The organism is Alteromonas sp. AWM4_230, from assembly GCF_056158305.1.
In genome coordinates, this window is the sequence record NZ_JBSWTB010000001.1 from 1,223,323 (window position 1) to 1,241,494 (window position 18,172).

12 protein-coding genes are annotated in these 18,172 nt (G+C 43.7%); 4 read left to right on the forward strand and 8 right to left on the reverse strand.

Annotated elements, in window-relative coordinates; genetic code table 11:
• Window positions 1-7: 7 nt before the first annotated feature.
• The 3 genes from ACXACS_RS05280 to ACXACS_RS05290 all read right to left on the reverse strand — a co-directional run bounded on the left by ACXACS_RS05280 (window position 8) and on the right by ACXACS_RS05290 (window position 4,740).
• On the reverse strand, window positions 8-1,186 hold the full coding sequence (locus tag ACXACS_RS05280) for a pyridoxal phosphate-dependent aminotransferase (protein ID WP_474804883.1): 1,179 nt from the start codon (window positions 1,184-1,186) through the stop codon (window positions 8-10).
• Between the two features lie 19 nt (window positions 1,187-1,205).
• A complete protein-coding gene (locus ACXACS_RS05285) occupies window positions 1,206-2,027 on the reverse strand; it encodes a sulfite exporter TauE/SafE family protein (protein ID WP_474804885.1) in 822 nt (273 codons plus the stop codon).
• 118 nt (window positions 2,028-2,145) lie between these two features.
• Window positions 2,146-4,740 carry a TonB-dependent receptor plug domain-containing protein gene (locus tag ACXACS_RS05290; RefSeq protein ID WP_474804886.1) on the reverse strand — a complete coding sequence of 865 codons (2,595 nt, stop codon included), beginning with the start codon at window positions 4,738-4,740 and terminating at the stop codon, window positions 2,146-2,148.
• A gap of 398 nt (window positions 4,741-5,138) precedes the next feature.
• On the opposite strand from ACXACS_RS05290, the gene ACXACS_RS05295 reads away from it, so the two are divergent.
• Window positions 5,139-6,119, forward strand: a complete 981-nt coding sequence (locus ACXACS_RS05295; RefSeq protein ID WP_474804887.1) for a LysR family transcriptional regulator — start codon at window positions 5,139-5,141, stop codon at window positions 6,117-6,119.
• A gap of 44 nt (window positions 6,120-6,163) precedes the next feature.
• Here ACXACS_RS05295 and ACXACS_RS05300 read toward each other — a convergent pair whose 3' ends face one another.
• Together ACXACS_RS05300 and ACXACS_RS05305 are read right to left on the reverse strand one after the other, a co-directional pair.
• Window positions 6,164-6,871, reverse strand: a complete 708-nt coding sequence (locus tag ACXACS_RS05300) for an endonuclease/exonuclease/phosphatase family protein (protein WP_474804888.1) — start codon at window positions 6,869-6,871, stop codon at window positions 6,164-6,166.
• Window positions 6,859-9,075, reverse strand: coding sequence for a VTT domain-containing protein (locus ACXACS_RS05305; RefSeq protein WP_474804890.1), 2,217 nt, complete (start codon window positions 9,073-9,075; stop codon window positions 6,859-6,861). Before ACXACS_RS05305 ends, ACXACS_RS05300 begins: the two co-directional genes overlap by 13 nt.
• Window positions 9,076-9,327: 252 nt before the next feature.
• Here ACXACS_RS05305 and ACXACS_RS05310 point away from each other — a divergent pair, with 252 nt between their 5' ends.
• Window positions 9,328-11,070, forward strand: coding sequence for a PAS domain S-box protein (locus ACXACS_RS05310; protein ID WP_474804892.1), 1,743 nt, complete (start codon window positions 9,328-9,330; stop codon window positions 11,068-11,070).
• 75 nt (window positions 11,071-11,145) lie between these two features.
• On the opposite strand, the gene ACXACS_RS05315 is transcribed toward ACXACS_RS05310, so the two are convergent.
• Window positions 11,146-11,742, reverse strand: a complete 597-nt coding sequence (locus ACXACS_RS05315) for a porin family protein (RefSeq protein WP_474804894.1) — start codon at window positions 11,740-11,742, stop codon at window positions 11,146-11,148.
• 510 nt (window positions 11,743-12,252) lie between these two features.
• Here ACXACS_RS05315 and katG point away from each other — a divergent pair.
• Both katG and ACXACS_RS05325 read left to right on the forward strand, forming a co-directional pair.
• Entirely contained in the window at window positions 12,253-14,553 is a 2,301-nt protein-coding gene (gene katG / locus ACXACS_RS05320) for a catalase/peroxidase HPI (RefSeq protein WP_474804896.1), read from the forward strand.
• A 119-nt stretch (window positions 14,554-14,672) separates the two neighbouring features.
• On the forward strand, window positions 14,673-15,239 hold the full coding sequence (locus ACXACS_RS05325; RefSeq protein ID WP_474804898.1) for a hypothetical protein: 567 nt from the start codon (window positions 14,673-14,675) through the stop codon (window positions 15,237-15,239).
• 52 nt (window positions 15,240-15,291) lie between these two features.
• Here ACXACS_RS05325 and ACXACS_RS05330 read toward each other — a convergent pair whose 3' ends face one another.
• Together ACXACS_RS05330 and ACXACS_RS05335 are read right to left on the reverse strand one after the other, a co-directional pair.
• A complete protein-coding gene (locus tag ACXACS_RS05330; RefSeq protein ID WP_474804900.1) occupies window positions 15,292-16,617 on the reverse strand; it encodes a mechanosensitive ion channel family protein in 1,326 nt (441 codons plus the stop codon).
• Window positions 16,618-17,259: 642 nt separating this feature from the next.
• The gene (locus ACXACS_RS05335; protein WP_179984532.1) at window positions 17,260-17,991 is read right to left on the reverse strand and encodes a FadR/GntR family transcriptional regulator; all 732 of its coding nucleotides are present in this window, start codon (window positions 17,989-17,991) and stop codon (window positions 17,260-17,262) included.
• Window positions 17,992-18,172: the final 181 nt, after the last annotated feature.

Sequence of the window (18,172 nt, forward strand, 5' to 3'; positions counted from 1 at the left end):
TCAATAATTAACTTTGTTGCATTAACTGCATTTTTTCTAAAGCGGCAGGAATCGCATCAACATAACGTTTAACGTCTGCTATTTTCCCCATGCTCACTCGAGACCAATTATTATAAGTACGATAAATGCCTCGGATAAGTACGTCTTTTTCAGCCATAGCTTGTCTAAAATACTCGGCATTGCCATCACCAAGATTAACAAAAATAAAATTAGTACTAGAGGGGAGGGCTGTCAAACCGTTAGCCTTAACGGCGTCCATAACCATAGATTTACCTTCATAAATTTTTTCTTTAGAAAACGTTAAAAAGGCATCGTCATTGTAGCTGGCGATAGCAGCGGCAAGGCCTGCTTGGTTCAATGTGTAGCCGCCCATACCGTAGCGGTTAATCCATTCAGTATTTTCCTCAGAGGCAATAAGATAGCCTACTCGCATACCCGCTAAACCATAAATCTTCGAGAAGGTTCTCGCTACGATGACATTGTGGCCTGCTTTCACAAGTGGAATCATTGAGTGTTTTGGTGGCTCATCGATAAGTTCGTTATAGGCCTCATCAACTAAAACAAGCGTCTTTTTCGAGGCTTTGATACAAAACTCGCGAAGCTTATCTGGGTCAAGCACTTTGCCCGTGGGATTATTAGGGTTACAGATATGTACCATACCGATAGAGTCATCAATAGCGGCATACATGGCGTCAAGGTCAATGTCGAGATCTGCTGTATTAGCAATTCTTACTATTTCAGGCGCACCTTGTTTCTCGGGTGCTTTTGAGGTGGTGTCCCAAAAAAGATCCGGTCCAAGAATTTTCCCATTCTTACTGGCAGCCACGGCAGCGTAGGAAAGGATAGGGCTAGACCCTGCGCTTAGGGAAATATTCTTACGCGTTATGCCGTGACGCTCGGCAATCATATCTAACAGGGTCATCGCTGCGGGATAAGCGTAATATGCACCGCCTTGAGCAGAGGCTTGAGCAATGGCGTCCAACGCTTTGGGGCTAGGGCCAAACGGGTTTTCGTTAGCGTTTAGTTTCGCTACACCAGGTTTTGGGCCATAAATGACTGATGCAGCTTCAGTCATTGCAGCACTTGTAGATTGAGCGCTAACTAAGTTACTAAAACCTGTTGCACCTACGGCTGATGCTGCTACCGAGCCACCTAAAAACAAACGTCTTGAACGGTTATAACTCACAGATATTCTCCTATTTATTTTAAATGGCTTTATAGAACATTGCGCTTGAAACAATGACGAGATAAATGCCAAACAATCGCTTTAGCTTTTTTTCACTAAAGTTATGCGCCATCTTCGCTCCAATAGGTGCAGTAAAAATTGCGCCTATACTGATAGCGATGAGCGCTGGAATGTTGATGTATCCGATAGTGCCAACAGGAAGAGAGGCTGTTTCTGGATGCTTCATAAATAGAAAGCCGATGGCGCCAGGAAGACCTATCAGGAAGCCTACGCCGGCAGCGGTAGCAACAGCTTGCTGAATAGTACGTTGGCACATGACCATCGTTATGACGGTTGGCGTGCCGCCTCCTATACCAAGTAACGCCGAGAAGCCGCCCAATACAAATGCTAATACCGCCTTGCCTATGCCCTTCGGCATATCGAAAACAAGGCCAGGGCGCACGACAAATTCAGGGAAAAGAAAATATACAGAGTACAGCAGTACACCTGCAGCAAATACTACGGTTAAGCCATTCGCACTAGAGTTATTAGCTATTAATAAGCCTCCGCCAACACCAAGGATAAGCCAAATACTCCAAGACTTAAGGATGTCAAAATCTACGGCACCTTTGGCTCGATGCGCCATAACAGAACGCGCGCTAGATACGACAATTGATGCCAATGATGTACCTATGGCAACTTTCACTAGCGATTCAGAAGGGGGAGTAAAGAAAGGAAAAACAGCGAGTAGGGCAGGAACAACAACAAAGCCTCCACCATTGCCGAATAGACCTGCGGTAATACCAGCAACGGCACCGGTTATACACAAGGTAACTACAAACCACAGTAGTTCTATTTCCATCAGCTTTCCACCCCACACAATACAGCTTTAAACATTGAATGACCTTTTTAGTTTTATTACTTATATACAGTTATTTAAAAACGTAAACACCGGCTTGCGCCGGTGTTTTTTCTCCCGGTTAGAAGCGAGCGGCTAGGCGTGTGTAATAGTACCCACCCTGCCAGTCGACTATCGATCCAGAGTCATACAGCTCGCCACAGCAAGCGTCACCGTTAGTACTCAGGTCTGGGTAGTTATCAAATAGATTTCTAACACCGACTGAAAGAGTAAGGTTTTCGCTAATTAAGTAAGAGCCTTCGATATCAAACATAAATTCGTCGCCGAAGGTTTGAATGCTTGTTGGATCTACACCATCATCGCTACCCGCGTTTTCGTATTCGCCGAAATAGCTAAGTCGAGCTACCGCAGACCAAACGTCATAACTATGTGTGACTGAGAACACACCGCGCATTTCAGGTCGGCTATTTTCAAAATCGAACTGATCTTCTGCATCCAGATATTCGCTGGGGTCAGAGTCAAACTCAGTTTTATTATAGTTAACCGAGCCGGTTAAAACGGTTGAGCCATACTTGGATTCCATCTTGTAGGTAGCTACGACATCCAAGCCTTCTGTTACAGTATCGAATGCGTTTTGGAAGAAGAAAACACCACCGATTGACTCAGCGCCCGACACGTTTGCTCCAGCAAGGGCTAAGTAATTCTGGTAAGCATCATAACCATCAGCATCTGGGTCGGTGACCACCGTTGTTGAAACATCACGTGTGGAAACAGAGTAAAGGCGGTCCTCTAATTTGATATTGTAATAGTCTACGGTAAGGGTTAAGTCACCATAATTAGCCGTCATACCTAACGTGAAGTTGGTCGACTTTTCTGGTGAAAGCTCTTCTGCACCAAGTGCCTGCGCAACTTCACCGCCTGCAGGGAATAAGCCTGTAGCTACAGGGAAGCCATCAGGTAAGCGAGTCGATACATTAGTGGTACCCTGCTGACCTGGGGTTGGCGCTCTGAAGCCTGTACCAAATGAAGATCTAAAGCCTACATCATCATTTAATTGATAGAACGCCGCGACTTTGTACACTACCTCAGAGCCAAAGTCTGAATAGTCCTCATAGCGCAATGCTGCTTGGGCAAATAGCTCGTCAGTAATGTCTCCCGAAATATCTGTGTACACTGCATAAGAGTCGCGTTCGTATGAACCTGAATAGTCAGGTGAGTAACCTGGGAATCCGTTAGAGCCAACGCCAACGACTGTATAAACAGCATCATCTGGGTCAGCACAATTTAATGTCGAGCCGTTTGCGATAACAGCGAGCCCTTCGGCGGTAGCGGTAGCTCCGTCACAGAAACCATACGGGTCAGAGGTAGCGTAAGGGCCTGCAAAATAAGAGCTTTCCTCTCCTTCAGATATTTCATAAGACTCATCTAGGTAGCTAGCGCCAAAAGCGAGTACGTACTCACTCAGGTCGTAGGTAAAGTCAGCTTGGATTTGAGTTTCTTCGTTAGTAAGGTCGCCTGGCTCAAATGACGTAGGCGACTCATTGCCCAGAGAAGGGTTAATGGTATTTGCTAGCGTGTAAGAAATTTCGTTGTTGCCATAACGTCCACTGATATCGTAGGTAAGGTCGCCAGACATACCCTTTATGCCACCCACCATTGAATAATCAGTGACATCACCAAAGAAACGCGGTGTAAACCCGCCAGGGAAAAACTCTGTAGGATTCCAAATAGAACCGTCTTCAAGGCGGATATCTTCAATAGTCCCGTTGCCTGGATAGCGATAGTAAAAAGACCCGTCGCCTTCACTTTCAGAATAGTTACCAAAAGCGTATAACTCCGCTTCAGCGCTTAGTGCGTACCCCGCGTTGAAAAAGACGCGTTTACCGCTGGTATTAGGTTGCCCCCAAGGTTGTACTACGTCAGAACCATGCACACTGTTGGCCATAGCGGTAGCATCAGCGATATACTCGGCAGATTGCTCGTCTACGCAAAACCAGGGTTCACAATATTGTTCGCCTCTATAGGTCGCTTCACTATCTGAATATTCAGCTGAAATGCTGAAAAAGCCATCGTCACCAAGGGCGAAACCTTTGTTTCCTGTAACGGTAATCTGGTCGCCATCACCTTCAAAGTAGCTACCGTAATCGATGGTGAAAGAGCCGCCTTCGGTATTGTTTTTAAGTTGGAAGTTAATTACCCCCGCGATGGCATCCGAGCCATACTGAGCTGCGGCACCGTCTCGCAACACCTCAACACTTTGGATTGCTGCTGTAGGAATAGTTGCGATATCTGGACCTTGAGTACCAGAGCCACCGATTGAAACAAGCGCTGCTCTGTGACGGCGTTTTGAGTTCACCAAAACCAAAGTCTTGTCTGTAGGCATGCCTCGAAGCGTGGCAGGACGAATAAAGGTGCCGCCGTCTGAAATAGGCTGTCTGCCAACAGAGTAGGAAGGTACAAGGGTCATTAGAACGTTGTTCATGTCGGTAAACGCAACGGCTTCAACGTCTTCTGCGGTTAACACGTCAACGGGAACGGGCGAACTTGTTACTGAGCGCGGCGCACCACGAGCGCCTACAACGGCTATACGCTCTAAATCTTTAGCTTCTGTAGTTTCCTCGCTGGCTTCTTGCGCCTGTACGAGCATTGAGGTAGTAAAAAGGGTTAATCCGGTAAGTGCGTAACGTACTGCAGTGTGGAGTTTCTTTTGATTCATTAGTGTTCCCAATCGTGCTTATTGCTACTTAATTTATGAATGCGGATTAATTTGATCTGCACTCTTTCTAGGCACGCACGAGCACCACATTGATGCATACACATCTTGTAATTGTTATTGTGTAACTCGTGTACAGGGACTAGGCTAAAAACTCTTTGCCGCTGGTGGAAGAAAGAAGAATATTCAGGGGTATAAGAAAAATATTGACCCCTTCGGAAACTCACGGTTTTCTTGATATTAGACTTAAGTAGCATCTAATGTGAGATTTTTTTAACCCGTCTGTGGGCGCTTTTATTTACATTTTTGCTTCATATAACCTATTGGAATGGCATATACCTTGCTGACTTCAGATGCAGTTACGCTGGGCTATTCTCTATTGCCTTCCAAAAGGGGGTTAAGTGCACTCTAAACAGCTACATTACTTTATAACCACAGTACAGCGAGGCAGTATTGCTGCGGCGGCAAGAGCCTTAGATATCGCTCAGCCTGCTATTAGTCAGCAACTCGCAAGCTTGGAGCGAGAAGTCAAAGCAACGCTGCTAGAACGAAGTTTTTCGGGTATAAGCTTAACGCCCGCTGGAGAAGTATTTTACAAACACGCAGAGAAAATAATGGGTGAAATTGACAACGTGAAATCAGCGTTGCAAGCATTTCAGGGAGAACAGCAAAAAGTCATAAAAATAGGAATGCTTCCGTCAATTGGCAACGTACTTTCCCTGCCGTTGTTAACTGAAATAACGAGTAACCATAAAGCGTTGAAAGTAGAGATCAGCACTGGGCCTTCATACACCATCAACGATTGGCTCGAATCAAAACAGGTAGATATTGCTTTAACTTACCAGCAGGCGATAGAACCTAAATTTATGAGCGTGACCCCTCTTATTCAAGAAGAGCTACATCTCGTTTTTACTGGTTCCCCAGCTTATCCCGAATACGCCAAGCTTAAAGATAAATCAACGATAAAATTCTGGGAAATAAGTGAACTACCTCTTTTATCGCCTGGAAACAAAGATGCACTCGGTCAGCTTATTGCTGATTACGAGAAAGCTACAGGAGTGAGCCTTAAGCATGATCTTGCATATTCTGGGCAGTTAATGACAGGGCTAAGGCAAGTAATGCAAGGGGAGGGGGTAATGATATTGCCCACTTCAGCTATTTTTCATTTAAGAGAATCAGGGCTGGTCTCTACCCTAAAAATCACCCAGCCTGAAATGCATCGAACTGTGCTAGCTGCTACAAACAAACAGAGAAAAGCTACGCACGAATATCAGCAAATTATCGATATCATTCGAAAAGTGGTAGCTAAGGAGAATGCGCTCAAACATTGGTGTGGTACCTTAGAGTTTGCGGCATCATCCTTTGTAGCGAAATCAGCGTAATCGTAAAAATCCCACTTTTCGTTTAATGGAAATAGCATTTTTACTTACGCTTCAGGTAGAACAATATCTACCAATACGGGTAAATGATCAGATAGAACCTTAGTTTTTTCGTTCTTAATTTTCCTGCACGACCTTACTTTAATATCTTCTGTCACCCATACGCGGTCGAGAGAAAATATGGGAAAGTTGCTAGGAAACGTGGCACCAATTTTTTGCTGCAATAGCAAATCATTTAAAGCCTTAAAGGCCTTTGAAAAAAATTGCCATTCATTAAAATCACCCGCTAAAAATAGCGGAGTTTGTTTATCTTTTAAACGCCGCGACAGATGTTCATGGAGCAGAGAAAACTGCGAACGACGCTCAAGTTTCTTGAGACCTTTGTGGGTATTCACCACCGTCAGAGGCGTTTTCTCAGTTTTTAATTCAACAATCTGCACATTTCTTGGCTGTCGTCCTGTTTGACTCACATCTATGGTGTCGTGCTCCAACACATCAAAACGGGTCAAAATTGCATTGCCGTACCACCCATCAGATTCTCTAATTGCTGGGGAGGGAATTAATTTAAACGTATTACCAGCGCAGATGTCTTTTACATCTTGCGCTGTATCTCGTTCGGGAGGGCGCGTATCCATTTCTTGAAGCAAAACTACGTCAGCACCGCTGTTCGCAAGAAACTGCCCGATACGTTTGTAGTCGTGCTTCTTATCCCTGCCAACTCCGCTATGGATATTGTAGGTTACTATGCGGCACATTTTTCAGACTCATCCTTACAGTTGTTACTGTCTTCTTCCGTGTCGGTATTACCCTCTTTTCGAGCTTGGTAGTAGCGCGCGAATTTTTGCGACCCCCAAATCATTAAGCCCCATAAAATGATGCCTCCCACTAGGTAACTAATAGTTTTAACAGATGGATCCTGCCAAATTTGCGCAATAGAATCGCCAACAAGGCCTTTGGCTATCATTGGAGGGAACATGCCTAAAAACGTACCTACCAAAAATTGAAAAATGCCTATAGATGAAATGCCCGCGACCAAATTTACCAAACTAAATGGTGCAATCGGCAACATTCGTATGGCTGCTACGCCAACTACACCACTGCGTTTCAGCTTTTCATCAACTGCGGCAACCTTTGGCCCACCAATCTTTCTAAGTCCTGCGTTACCCGATAACTTGCCGATACCAAACATAATTGCTGAACTCATTAGTGCTCCCATGATGCCGTAAATAGGCCCCCAAATTGGGCCAAAGATAGCGGCTACTGCCAGAGATAGTACAGTCACAGGGAAGAACAAAACGCCGCCAACTACATACACGAGCAAAACAGTTGGAAGGGCAAAATAAGTGCCTCTACTTTTTTCTAAAAAGGCGTTGATGCTTTCTGAACTTAACCATGGGATTGACTGGCTAGCCCAAAACATCAGCCCGCCAAGTACTGCAATAATGGCAATGCCAATTAAAATCATTATGCTGCGTCGCTTAGGGTTACGAGCGGGTAGCGCGTCACCATCAAATGTAGGTACTGAAATAAGCGGTTCTTCTGGGTCTGATAAGGCGCGAAATACATTTTTAACCGAGTGCTCTGTAAATACTTCGTCGCGAACTTCGGTAAGCACGTAACCATGTGCTATTTGATCTTGCATCAATGCTTCTACAGGGTACTGGCTGTTAAATATCTCCGGCATCGCATCTATATCACGACCTGTATGCTCAGCAAGTAGGTCGTTTCTCACTTGCTCTATACATGCTTGGTTATCTTTACTATTGCCGAACAAAACCGTATCAATTTCAGTGTCGAGGGTCATTGAACGGTTACTTAGGTTTGAAGACCCAATAACAAGGTACTTGTTATCAATGGTCATCACCTTAGAGTGAATGCGTTTGTATGCTTTTCGCCCCTGCATGTCTTCTATTGAAGAGTAAGTCAGTTTTACTCGTCTGGGGTCTATACCTTTTTCCAAAATCGCCTTGAACTCAATACGGCTAGCCCAAAATGCCTCACACTCAAACTTACCTTTGGGTTCGTAAGAACTAACAATAACAACGGAAAGATTTGGCTTTAACTTAAGTTGTTTATTAAGCGCTTCAGCGATTTCTTGACGGGTCGTGAACTGATTTTCGATATAAATAACCGATTCTGCTTCGCCAATTAGGTCGAGCAGCATATGACGTACTTCTTGTGCTGGCTCTGCTTCATCCATAAAAGGGATGGTTCGAGCAAGTGCACACTCTACGTTTTCAAAAAGTGGAGGGTAGTCTTCTGGCCATGCTTCAGGCAAAGGCGCATTCTCACCATTACGCGCATCTTCACGAATATTAATAGGAGTGTCTTCAGCTACTCGCTGCCATCTCCACCTTACAAGTTGTGCAAAATCAGCAACAACAGGCCCGCTTGAAACCATTTGAACATCGTGTAACGGGCCATACTCGCCATCGGGACCATCTCTTTCCTCGGAGACCACGGGATGGTCTCGGGTATCCCAACGGTTAGTCGAAACATCCATACCGCCTGAAAAAACAAGTTCGTCATCAATAACTACAATTTTTTGATGCTGGCTGCCGCCCATTGGAATGGTATCGTCTAGCTCTGTTTGAACATTGTCAGGCGTTTTCTCTTCCCACACTTCTTTTGCCCACATTTCACGTTGAGCGAAGAAGGCCAAAGAAGAATCCCAGCGCAGTAAGTAAATTTTGATGTCTGGGTTTTGCTCAGCTTTCCATTTAAGCAAGTCACTGATAACACTAGGCGCTTCGCTAGAGGCTTCATCATCACCTCGTAACAAGCGGATACGACTATCAATATCCCAACCAACAATAAAAATGCTGTGCTTTGCTTTAACAATTGAGCTATGCAAGGCTTTGTAATAGTTTCCGCAATCTATCAGAGGAGTAGAGAAGCGAGCTTTGCTCTCTACCCAACAGTTTTGACCTCGTTGAAAAACACTCTTACCTGATTGCATGGTTCCTTACCTATTATATTAAATCTATCTATTCACGTGTTGTTGCAGAATCCGTACCTCAATACTTGATGAATTTCCTTGTTTTAAGTGGTTGATTTAAATGTTTAATTTACTTTTAAAGAAAGTTGTGTGTATTTTTCATGGTCTAGTTTGTGTAATTTTTTCACGATAGAACGCGTTTCATGTTTAGTATTGGCAAAAGGTCGTAATGTCTTCTATATAACTTTAGGGTTATATAAAAGGTTAGGGGCAATGAAGTTTTTTTCCAAAGAAAACGCATCTAAGCAGGCACTAGAACAGTCGATACTCGCGGTCGTGACTATTGATGAGAAAAATAACATCACGTTTTATAATGACGCAGCTCAAAAACTATGGGGTTATACGCCTAGCGAGGTAATGGGAAAGAATATAAAAATACTTGTACCTCAGGAACACAAAGCGAATCACGATAGCTACGTCAACTCACACAGACAAACCAACGTAAATAAGATTGTTGGAAGTTCACGAGAGGTTGAACTGGAAACCAAAAACGGTGAGCGAATTTGGGTTCAACTCGCCTTGTCACAAGTCGTTGTGCAAGGCAAAAAGCATTACACGGCGTTTGTACGCGATGTTACAGAAGAGCGTGAATCTCGTGAAATTGTGGAGCAAACCCTAGAGCAAGCGTTAGATGCAGTAGTGTGTATAGATGAGAACAATAATGTCACTCTATTTAACGCATCGGCTGAAAAGCTTTGGGGGTACGGGCGACATGAAGTTATTGGCCAAAATGTAAAGATGCTTGTTCCCCAGGCGATACAGGCGAACCACGACAATTATGTGAACGCAAATAGAGAAACTGGTCAAGATAAGATTGTCGGCACGAGCCGCGAAGTAAAAGTCGAGAGAAAAGACGGAAAAAGCTTGTGGGGAAGGCTCTCGTTATCGAAAGTAAGACTCGCTGATAGAACACTTTATACGGCCTTTATAAAGGATGTTACCGAAGAGGTCGAACAGCGAGAGATGCAGAGAATGCTTTCTCTTGTTGCTAACGAAACGGATAACGCGGTGATTATCTCCGACGCCAACGGATTAATAGAATATGTGAATAATGGATTTTACCGGCTAACGGGCTGGCAGCTTGAAGAAGTTAAAGGTAAAAAGCCGGGCTCATTCTTACAAGGCGAAGAGACGGATCAGCGGACCGTTAGTGTTATCCGACAGAAAATCAAAAACTGCGAAGCGTTTTATGACGAAATCCTCAACTACCGCAAAGATGGTTCTCCCTATTGGACTTCACTTTCAATAAACCCTGTTTTCAAAGAGGGCAACTTAGTTAACTTTATCGCAGTTCAGGCTGATATTACCCGTGTTAAACAGATGGCGCTAGACTTTACAAATAAATTAAAAGCCATCGGCAGTGCACTTGTCTTGCTTGAAATGGAGCCTAACGGAAAAATCATCGAGGCAAACAAATTATTGCGCGAAACCTTGAATGGTGTAATGAATACAAAGGCATTTGCTGATGAGGTTATGGGGGGGTTAAGTGCAGAGGACAAATCGACATTAGAAACGTCAGGATTCGTTTCAAAAATTATCGAATTGGATCTTGGGGATAATTACCTAGCCTTTGATGCTCGAATAAGTGCGCTCAAAAATTTCAATGGGCAAGTAACGCGCTACGTATTTTTCGCTATTAATGTTACGTCTAGAAAGCAAGCCGTGAACGATACGCAAGAAGCAATGAAAGAGCTATTGGTAACCAGTCAAACTATTAGTAATATTGTTGGCACAATTAACTCCATTTCCGAACAGACTAACCTGTTAGCGTTAAATGCAGCTATTGAGGCGGCCAGAGCAGGAGAAATGGGGCGAGGGTTTGCTGTCGTTGCTGATGAGGTAAGAACGCTTGCGGGCAACTCACAATCATCGTCAAATGAAATTGATAACCTTGTAAAAACGACGGTATCTAAGATAGAAGAGTTAGCGCAACTTATTCAGCGCATAGACGGTTAATTAAAAAGCCTTCGTCGTACGACGAAGGCTTTTTATTCACATCAATTCAAGTTAAAACTGTAACGCTGCAAGTAATTAAAAACGGTATTCTACACCGATGCTTGCTTGTTTAAGATCAGTTTCAAAGTCTGTGTCATCAATATCATCAAACGCTTCGTCTGCATCTAGTTCTGTGTCGTATACAGTGTACTCGGCGTTTACTAGGAAGTTGCTAGTAACTGCATAGCTTAGACCTGCACCCACGAAAAGACTTTCGTCATCGTTGTCACGAGAAACACCCGCAAAGTTGTATTCTGTTTCAGACCATAGCTGACCTGCTTTAGCATAAAGAGAGAAGCGTTCGGTTAGCGGAAGGATACCTTTAATAGCGGCTGTATAACCATCTGTTTCAGCACCTGCGATGTCGTTACCGTAATCACCAAAATCGATATAGCCACCTTCAATAGCGACCCATTCGTTAAACTTGTAGCCTACAAGACCTTGCCATACGTCTTTGTCGTCATCGAAATCATCTTCGCCTTCAACGCGCAGGTAACCGTAATTACCACCTACATAAAAACCACTGTCTTTTGCTTCAATTTGATTGGACTGAGCGTGTGCGCCGAACGATGCCATCGCACTAATAGAGGCAACAGCAGCAAGTCCAGAAAGTGTTTTAAGTGTGTTTTTCATAAGTTCATCCTCATTACTTCTTAATAAATCATCGACTTCTCACTTGAAGCCGACGTGTCCTGATTACACACTTTCTGTTTCAACTGCTGTGCCATGGTAGAAATTTCAGTATTCATTTCAAACTAGAGCAAAATTTACAGATGTGGCCACATAATTGTTTGTTATTTAGGCATTTTCGATTTGTAGTAAAAACTACGGGCAAACACCGTAAGAAAATTTTTCCTAGCGTCTGAAAGAGATTCATAAATATGCGTTGCGGGTAGAAATGCATCGACTATATTTTAGACAGTGATGGCGCTGATAATCGAGAATTTTATTAAGTTGCTGAAATTAAACAAGTTTATTTTGATTAGATTTTCCAATCATTTGAATTCATTTTATCAACTGTAAATATTGCGTAAGCGTGTCTATCTTTTAACGGCTTATGAGGTAAACAAAATGTTAACAAGTGGTGGCGCTTAGAAGTGTCTATCACGTGATAACTAAAACAAACTCAGATGGGAAAAGACCATGACTTTAAATAGGTTTAAAAAAACTACGTTATCGGCGCTAGTGGCGCTTTCGCTAGGCGCGTCAGGTGCTATTGCCAATGATCAGATAAGTAAGCCCGCTGGTGCTAAAGGCACAGGGATGACTAAAGCTTTCCAAGCGAAGACGAATCAGTTTTGGTGGCCCGACCAACTCGACCTCTCACCACTTCGAGATCATGACAACCGTTCTAACCCGTTAGGTGAGGATTTTAGCTACGCTAAAGCGTTTGCAAAACTTGACCTTGATGAAGTCAAAAAAGACGTAAACGAACTGCTTACCACATCTCAAGACTGGTGGCCTGCAGACTTTGGCAACTACGGTCCTTTCTTTATCCGTCTTTCATGGCACAGCGCTGGTACCTACCGTACATTAGATGGTCGCGGCGGCGGTGATGGTGGTCAAATGCGTTTTGACCCGCTTAACAGCTGGCCTGACAACGGCAACTTAGACAAGGCACGTCGCCTACTTTGGCCAATTAAGCAAAAGTACGGTGAAAGTTTATCTTGGGGCGACTTAATGATCCTTGCCGGAACAGTAGGCATGGAAAACATGGGCTTTGATACCTATGGTTTTGCAGGTGGTCGTACTGACGACTGGGAACCAGATATGGTGTACTGGGGACCGGAAGTAGAAATGCTAGCTAGTGACCGTGAAGAGCGCGACGGCAAGCTTCAGCGTCCACTTGGTGCCACGCACATGGGCCTAATATATGTTAACCCTGAAGGTCCTAAAGGTGTACCTGATCCAATGGGATCAGCGAAAAACATTCGTACTGCATTTGGTCGCATGGCGATGAACGATGAAGAGACTGTAGCGCTAATTGCTGGTGGTCATACATTCGGTAAAATGCACGGTGCGCACAAACCTGCTGACTGTTTAGAAGCTGAGCCTGGCGGCGCAGGCGTAGAAGAGCAAGGTCTAGGCTGGAAAAATAACTGTGGTAAGGGTAATGCTGAAGACACAGTAACCAGTGGTTTAGAAGGGGCGTGGACACAGTTGCCGACTAAATGGACAAGCTTATACCTTCAAAACCTACTTGGTTTTGAGTGGAAGCAAACGCGCAGTCCAGCCGGTGCCATTCAGTGGGTCCCTACTGATGAATCACTTCACAAGTCAGTGCCAGATGCACACGTGGAAGGTAAGAAAAACCCTCCTGTAATGACTACAGCGGACCTTGCGCTTAAGTATGACCCTGAGTATCGCAAAATTGCCGAACGCTTTTTGGCTGACCCTAAAGAGTATCAAACGGCATTCGCTAAAGCATGGTTTAAGCTAACACACCGTGATATGGGGCCAAAAGCACGTTACCTAGGTAACGATATCCCGGAAGAAAACTTTATCTGGCAAGATCCTGTGCCTAAAGCTGATTACAAAATGATTTCTGCTAAAGACGTTAACAAGCTTAAAGCAGACATTTTAGATAGTGGACTTACGGTTCAGCAGCTTGTAAAAACAGCGTGGGCAGCGGCGGCAAGTTTCCGTGCTTCAGACCTACGTGGTGGTGCAAATGGCGCCCGTATCACGCTAGAGCCTCAAATGAGCTGGGAAGCTAACGAGCCAGAAACAGTGAAAGCGGTAGTGTCTAAGCTTAAAGAACTACAGGAAGGCTACAACGAGCGCATGTTCTCTAAGAAGAAAGTGTCACTTGCCGATTTGATTGTTATTGGTGGTGCTGCAGCTATCGAAAAAGCAGCGGCTGACGCCGGTGTTGAAGTAACTGTACCAGTAGTACCAGGTCGTACAGATGCAACTCAAGAGCAGACAGACGTTAACTCTTTCTCTTTGCTAGAGCCGACAGCTGATGCGTTCAGAAACTACTACAACGCTGAAGGTAGCTATCGTTCGCCAACTGACATGTTGGTAGACAAAGCTGATCAACTAAACCTGACGGTACCTGAAATGACCGTATTATTAGGTGGGTTACGTTCATTAGGGGCTAACGTAGGCGATGTCAAACACGGTGTATTTACTGACGAAGTAGGCACGCTTAACAATGATTTCTTTGTGACGCTACTTGATATGGGCGTTAAGTGGAGAAAAACTGACAATCCATCGGTATATGAAGGCGTGAATAGAAGCACAGGTGAAGTTATGTACACAGGTACACCTGTAGACCTCATCTTTGGTTCGAACAGTGAGTTGCGTGCCGTAGCCGAAGTTTATGCTTACGACAATGCGAAGAAACGTTTTGTTGAAGACTTTGTGGATGCATGGACTAAAGTGATGACGCTAGACCGCTTTGACTTACGTCATGACCTAAATGCCAGCCTAGGTAAATAGATAAGGCGAGTCTGCTATCGCGAACTTGTTAGCGATAGTATCAAAGTTTAAAAGGGCGCTTCGGCGCCCTTTTTCTATGCTGAACTCAAAGTACTTTATAAATTGTTAATGTAGCTAAAATGGCCTTGGGAGCGTCGCAAAGCTTTCTTTATTTCGATACACTGAATCTTTACTTTACGCCTCATCAGACAAATATCGCGATGGCTAGCCTTCAACGAACCTTGGTAAACTTAGAAATGCTAAGTGAGGATATTAATGCATTAAATGACAATGCTATTAATTCCGCCGCTCACATAAAACTTCTGCGTAATGTGTTAGAAGAACTCAAAAACGCAGAGTCATTTGTTGCCTTTGAGACAGAAGCAAGCTTTCATAAATTGTTATTTGGCTCTATGTTCGAGGACGTTTTCGAAAGAAAGGGTATGGTCAGGGTTTACATTAAGCTGGTGGGTTATGTGATCTCCGCATGGGAGGCTACCGATAAAGCGAACGCTATTATTAGTGAAAACTTCGATTCAAAAGCCGATAAACGGTTAGAGTTGCTTCAGGTTAAAGCTATAAAGGCGAAATCTCAGTTGAAAACGGTGGCGTCTGCAATGGGTAAAGAAGACTATAAAAAGTTTGTTAACACGCTAGGCCTGTTTGCTCAGGAGTGGCAGTGGGATACCCTTCGCGCCAGGTTCTAACCAGCGCGAAGGTACGGTTTTAATATGCACACCTTAATATACGCTTTAAGCGCTATGGCGTGGTATTTCTGATATTCATACTTTGCTCGTTGATAACCCGAACTTCTCGTTGAGGGAAAGGGATCTCAATATCGTGCTCACGTAGTGTTTCAAAGACAGTAAGCAGCAAATCACCCCCCACGCGGTTCTTGCCATCGTCTACACCTTCCATCCAAAACTCGACAAACATGTTTACGCCAGAGTCACCAAAACTGTCTATTTCACAGTCTGGTAGTTCTTCAAAAGGGATATTGTCGCCACTGATAACTTGCGGGTGCTCTGATACCGCTTCCTTAATGATTTCTACCATTGCGCGTATATCTGTTTTGTAGGCCACCGAAAAATCGATACGGTAACGCTGCTTAGGATCTTTATGCGTCCAGTTTATCAGCAAAGAACTGATAAACTTCTCGTTTGGGACTAGGATGTCCTTGCCGTCATAGGTTTCTAACACGGCATAGCGCATCTTAAACTCTCTAACGATACCTTTTTGCCCGTCTTCCAATTCAACGAAATCGCCAACGGTCAACGATTTATCCAACAGAATAATAATGCCGGAGATAAAGTTTGAAGCAATAGACTGCAAGCCTAGGCCTAAACCCACACCCAAGGCTCCGCCGAAAACGGCTAATGCGGTAAGGTTAATGCCCATAACGTTAAGTAATAGAAGAAACACAATACAGAACAGAGCTACTTCAAACAGTTTGGCGAACACTTCCTTGGTAGATACATCAAGCGATTTGTGGTTTCGAATAATATCTTGCCCTATCGCATTAGAGCTGCGACCGAGCCAGAACAGCAAACCACCAAACAATAAGACTCTTGTTACGCCATACGCAGAAATTTCAACATTACCCACTGATATTGCTATCGACTCTAAAGCTGAAGTAATGAGGGGAAGCACGTCTATAAGATGTAAAAACAGGATAGGGAGGCCTATCCAACGCATAAACGCAGCGATGGTTTTATTTTCAACGAAGCCTATGATTAAAGAGTTTACGAACAGCATAAGCGCTACGACCACTGCAATTTCCAGTAGCCATGCGTCGAACTGGAATTGCGCACCTAACACAGTGGTAAGCTTTAATAAGCTTATAGTGATAAGTGGAAACAGTGCCTCGCCAAGATTATATAGAAAGCCGTGCATGGTATGTGCGCCTTGCTGTGGCTTTTCTCGAGTAAACTTAAAAGGCTTTTTTACCTGCTTGGCAAGTAAAAACGCTACGCAGTATATTACCGCGATAGTTGTAAGCTGGATAATAAAGCTATCAGACATTACTGACGCTTTGACTAACGCCAATTTCTCTTCGAAGTGCTGGGTTAAACTATCAACATTCATGTGTTCTACTTAATTTAATTACCGCGCAACGTAAGTGCGGGTGTTGCTTAATGAGCGTGGAATCCCTGCGCGCTTTTTATCTTTATTATCAACTAGGGTAAAGCTTTTTTCACCGAATCAACATATGTCGATTGTTTATTCATCACTGGTCATACAGATTTCGGCTGTTTTTACAGCGAATAGAGGATGGATTTAACTCGATATAACCTTTCAGATATATACTAATCGATATGGGTTGACTTTATTGTATTGAAATAGAAGATTTTTTTGTTTTTGTGGCAGTTAAATACTCAAGCAAAGATGATATTCCTACCGAATGAATTTTGTCGACTAGATAGAAAAATTAAATCCTCCCAATTATTGGTAATAATAATTGGTTGACATCTGGTAAGACCGAATTGTAATATGGATTTGTTTTCTGCTGCTTGTTTAAGCAGAGTGTGGACTAGCTTATCTATGCGCTTATGCGAAAATCGGCATGTTGAAGAGTGTAAACTTAATAGCAAACCGCAGTTTTTGTTTTGCGCTTTGAAGCAAAGATAATAAAAACAGTTACTCTCAAGAGTACCCTACAAAGCAAACAGGCTTCTTAGAAATAAGAAGCCTGTTTTATTTTGTAATAAGAAATGTACGTAGTCGTAACTACTGTCTTAGATGAGCGATAGAGTAGAGCCCACGGGTTTCATCAGTTTTACGTTTTATCTCTTCTAACGCTTTTGCCTCACTCGCATCGAAAAGCGCGTTGATAAGGCGATTAAAGTGCTGATGCATTGCTCGCCTTGCGCCTGCGGTATCCTTACTAGCAATAGCATCATAGATAAGCGTATGTTCTCTCAGCCTTTGCTCTTCACCTTGTGAGCACACATCGCTGTAGGCAGATATAACCTGAGGGACAGTTCTTCGCAATTCCCATAAATTTTCAACTGAAAGCATAATGGCGTTATTTCGTGTCGCTTGAGAAATAATCTGATGGAAGCGCTGGTCTGCCTCGTCGGCTTTTTGAGGAGTCTGCATCTCAACTAAGGTTTGTTTTAGCGCTTCTAACTCTTCATCTGAAATAGTTGCGGCAGCAAGCGCAGCAGCTTCACCTTCAACAAGCGCGCGCGCCTGGGTAAGCTCAAATGCGCTGATTGGCTTGGTTGCTTGGCCTTGTTTTTTCTGATGCAAGACGTATACACCAGAACCGGTTTTTACTTCTACACGCTCTCGTACTTCCAGCGCGATAATGGCTTCACGGATAGTAGGGCGACTAACGTTATACGTCTCCGCGAGTTCCCTTTCTGCGGGTAAGCGGCTACCTTCAGGATAAATTCCTTGGTCGATTAGCGCTTCAAGTTTTTCAACTATGCTCCAGAAGAGACGACGAGTCTTCATATTTACAGCCCTTGTTTGCCTGTTGCTTACCTAAAAAGAAGAGACAATTGGTAAATTAATTCTATCTGACCATTGTATATCGAAACTAGCATAAAGCGCAAAGTCCCGAGTAGTGTGCTTTGAAACACTTTATAAGCAGAAAAGTTCTTTCAATTGGTAATACATTTTATTGTTATTGGTA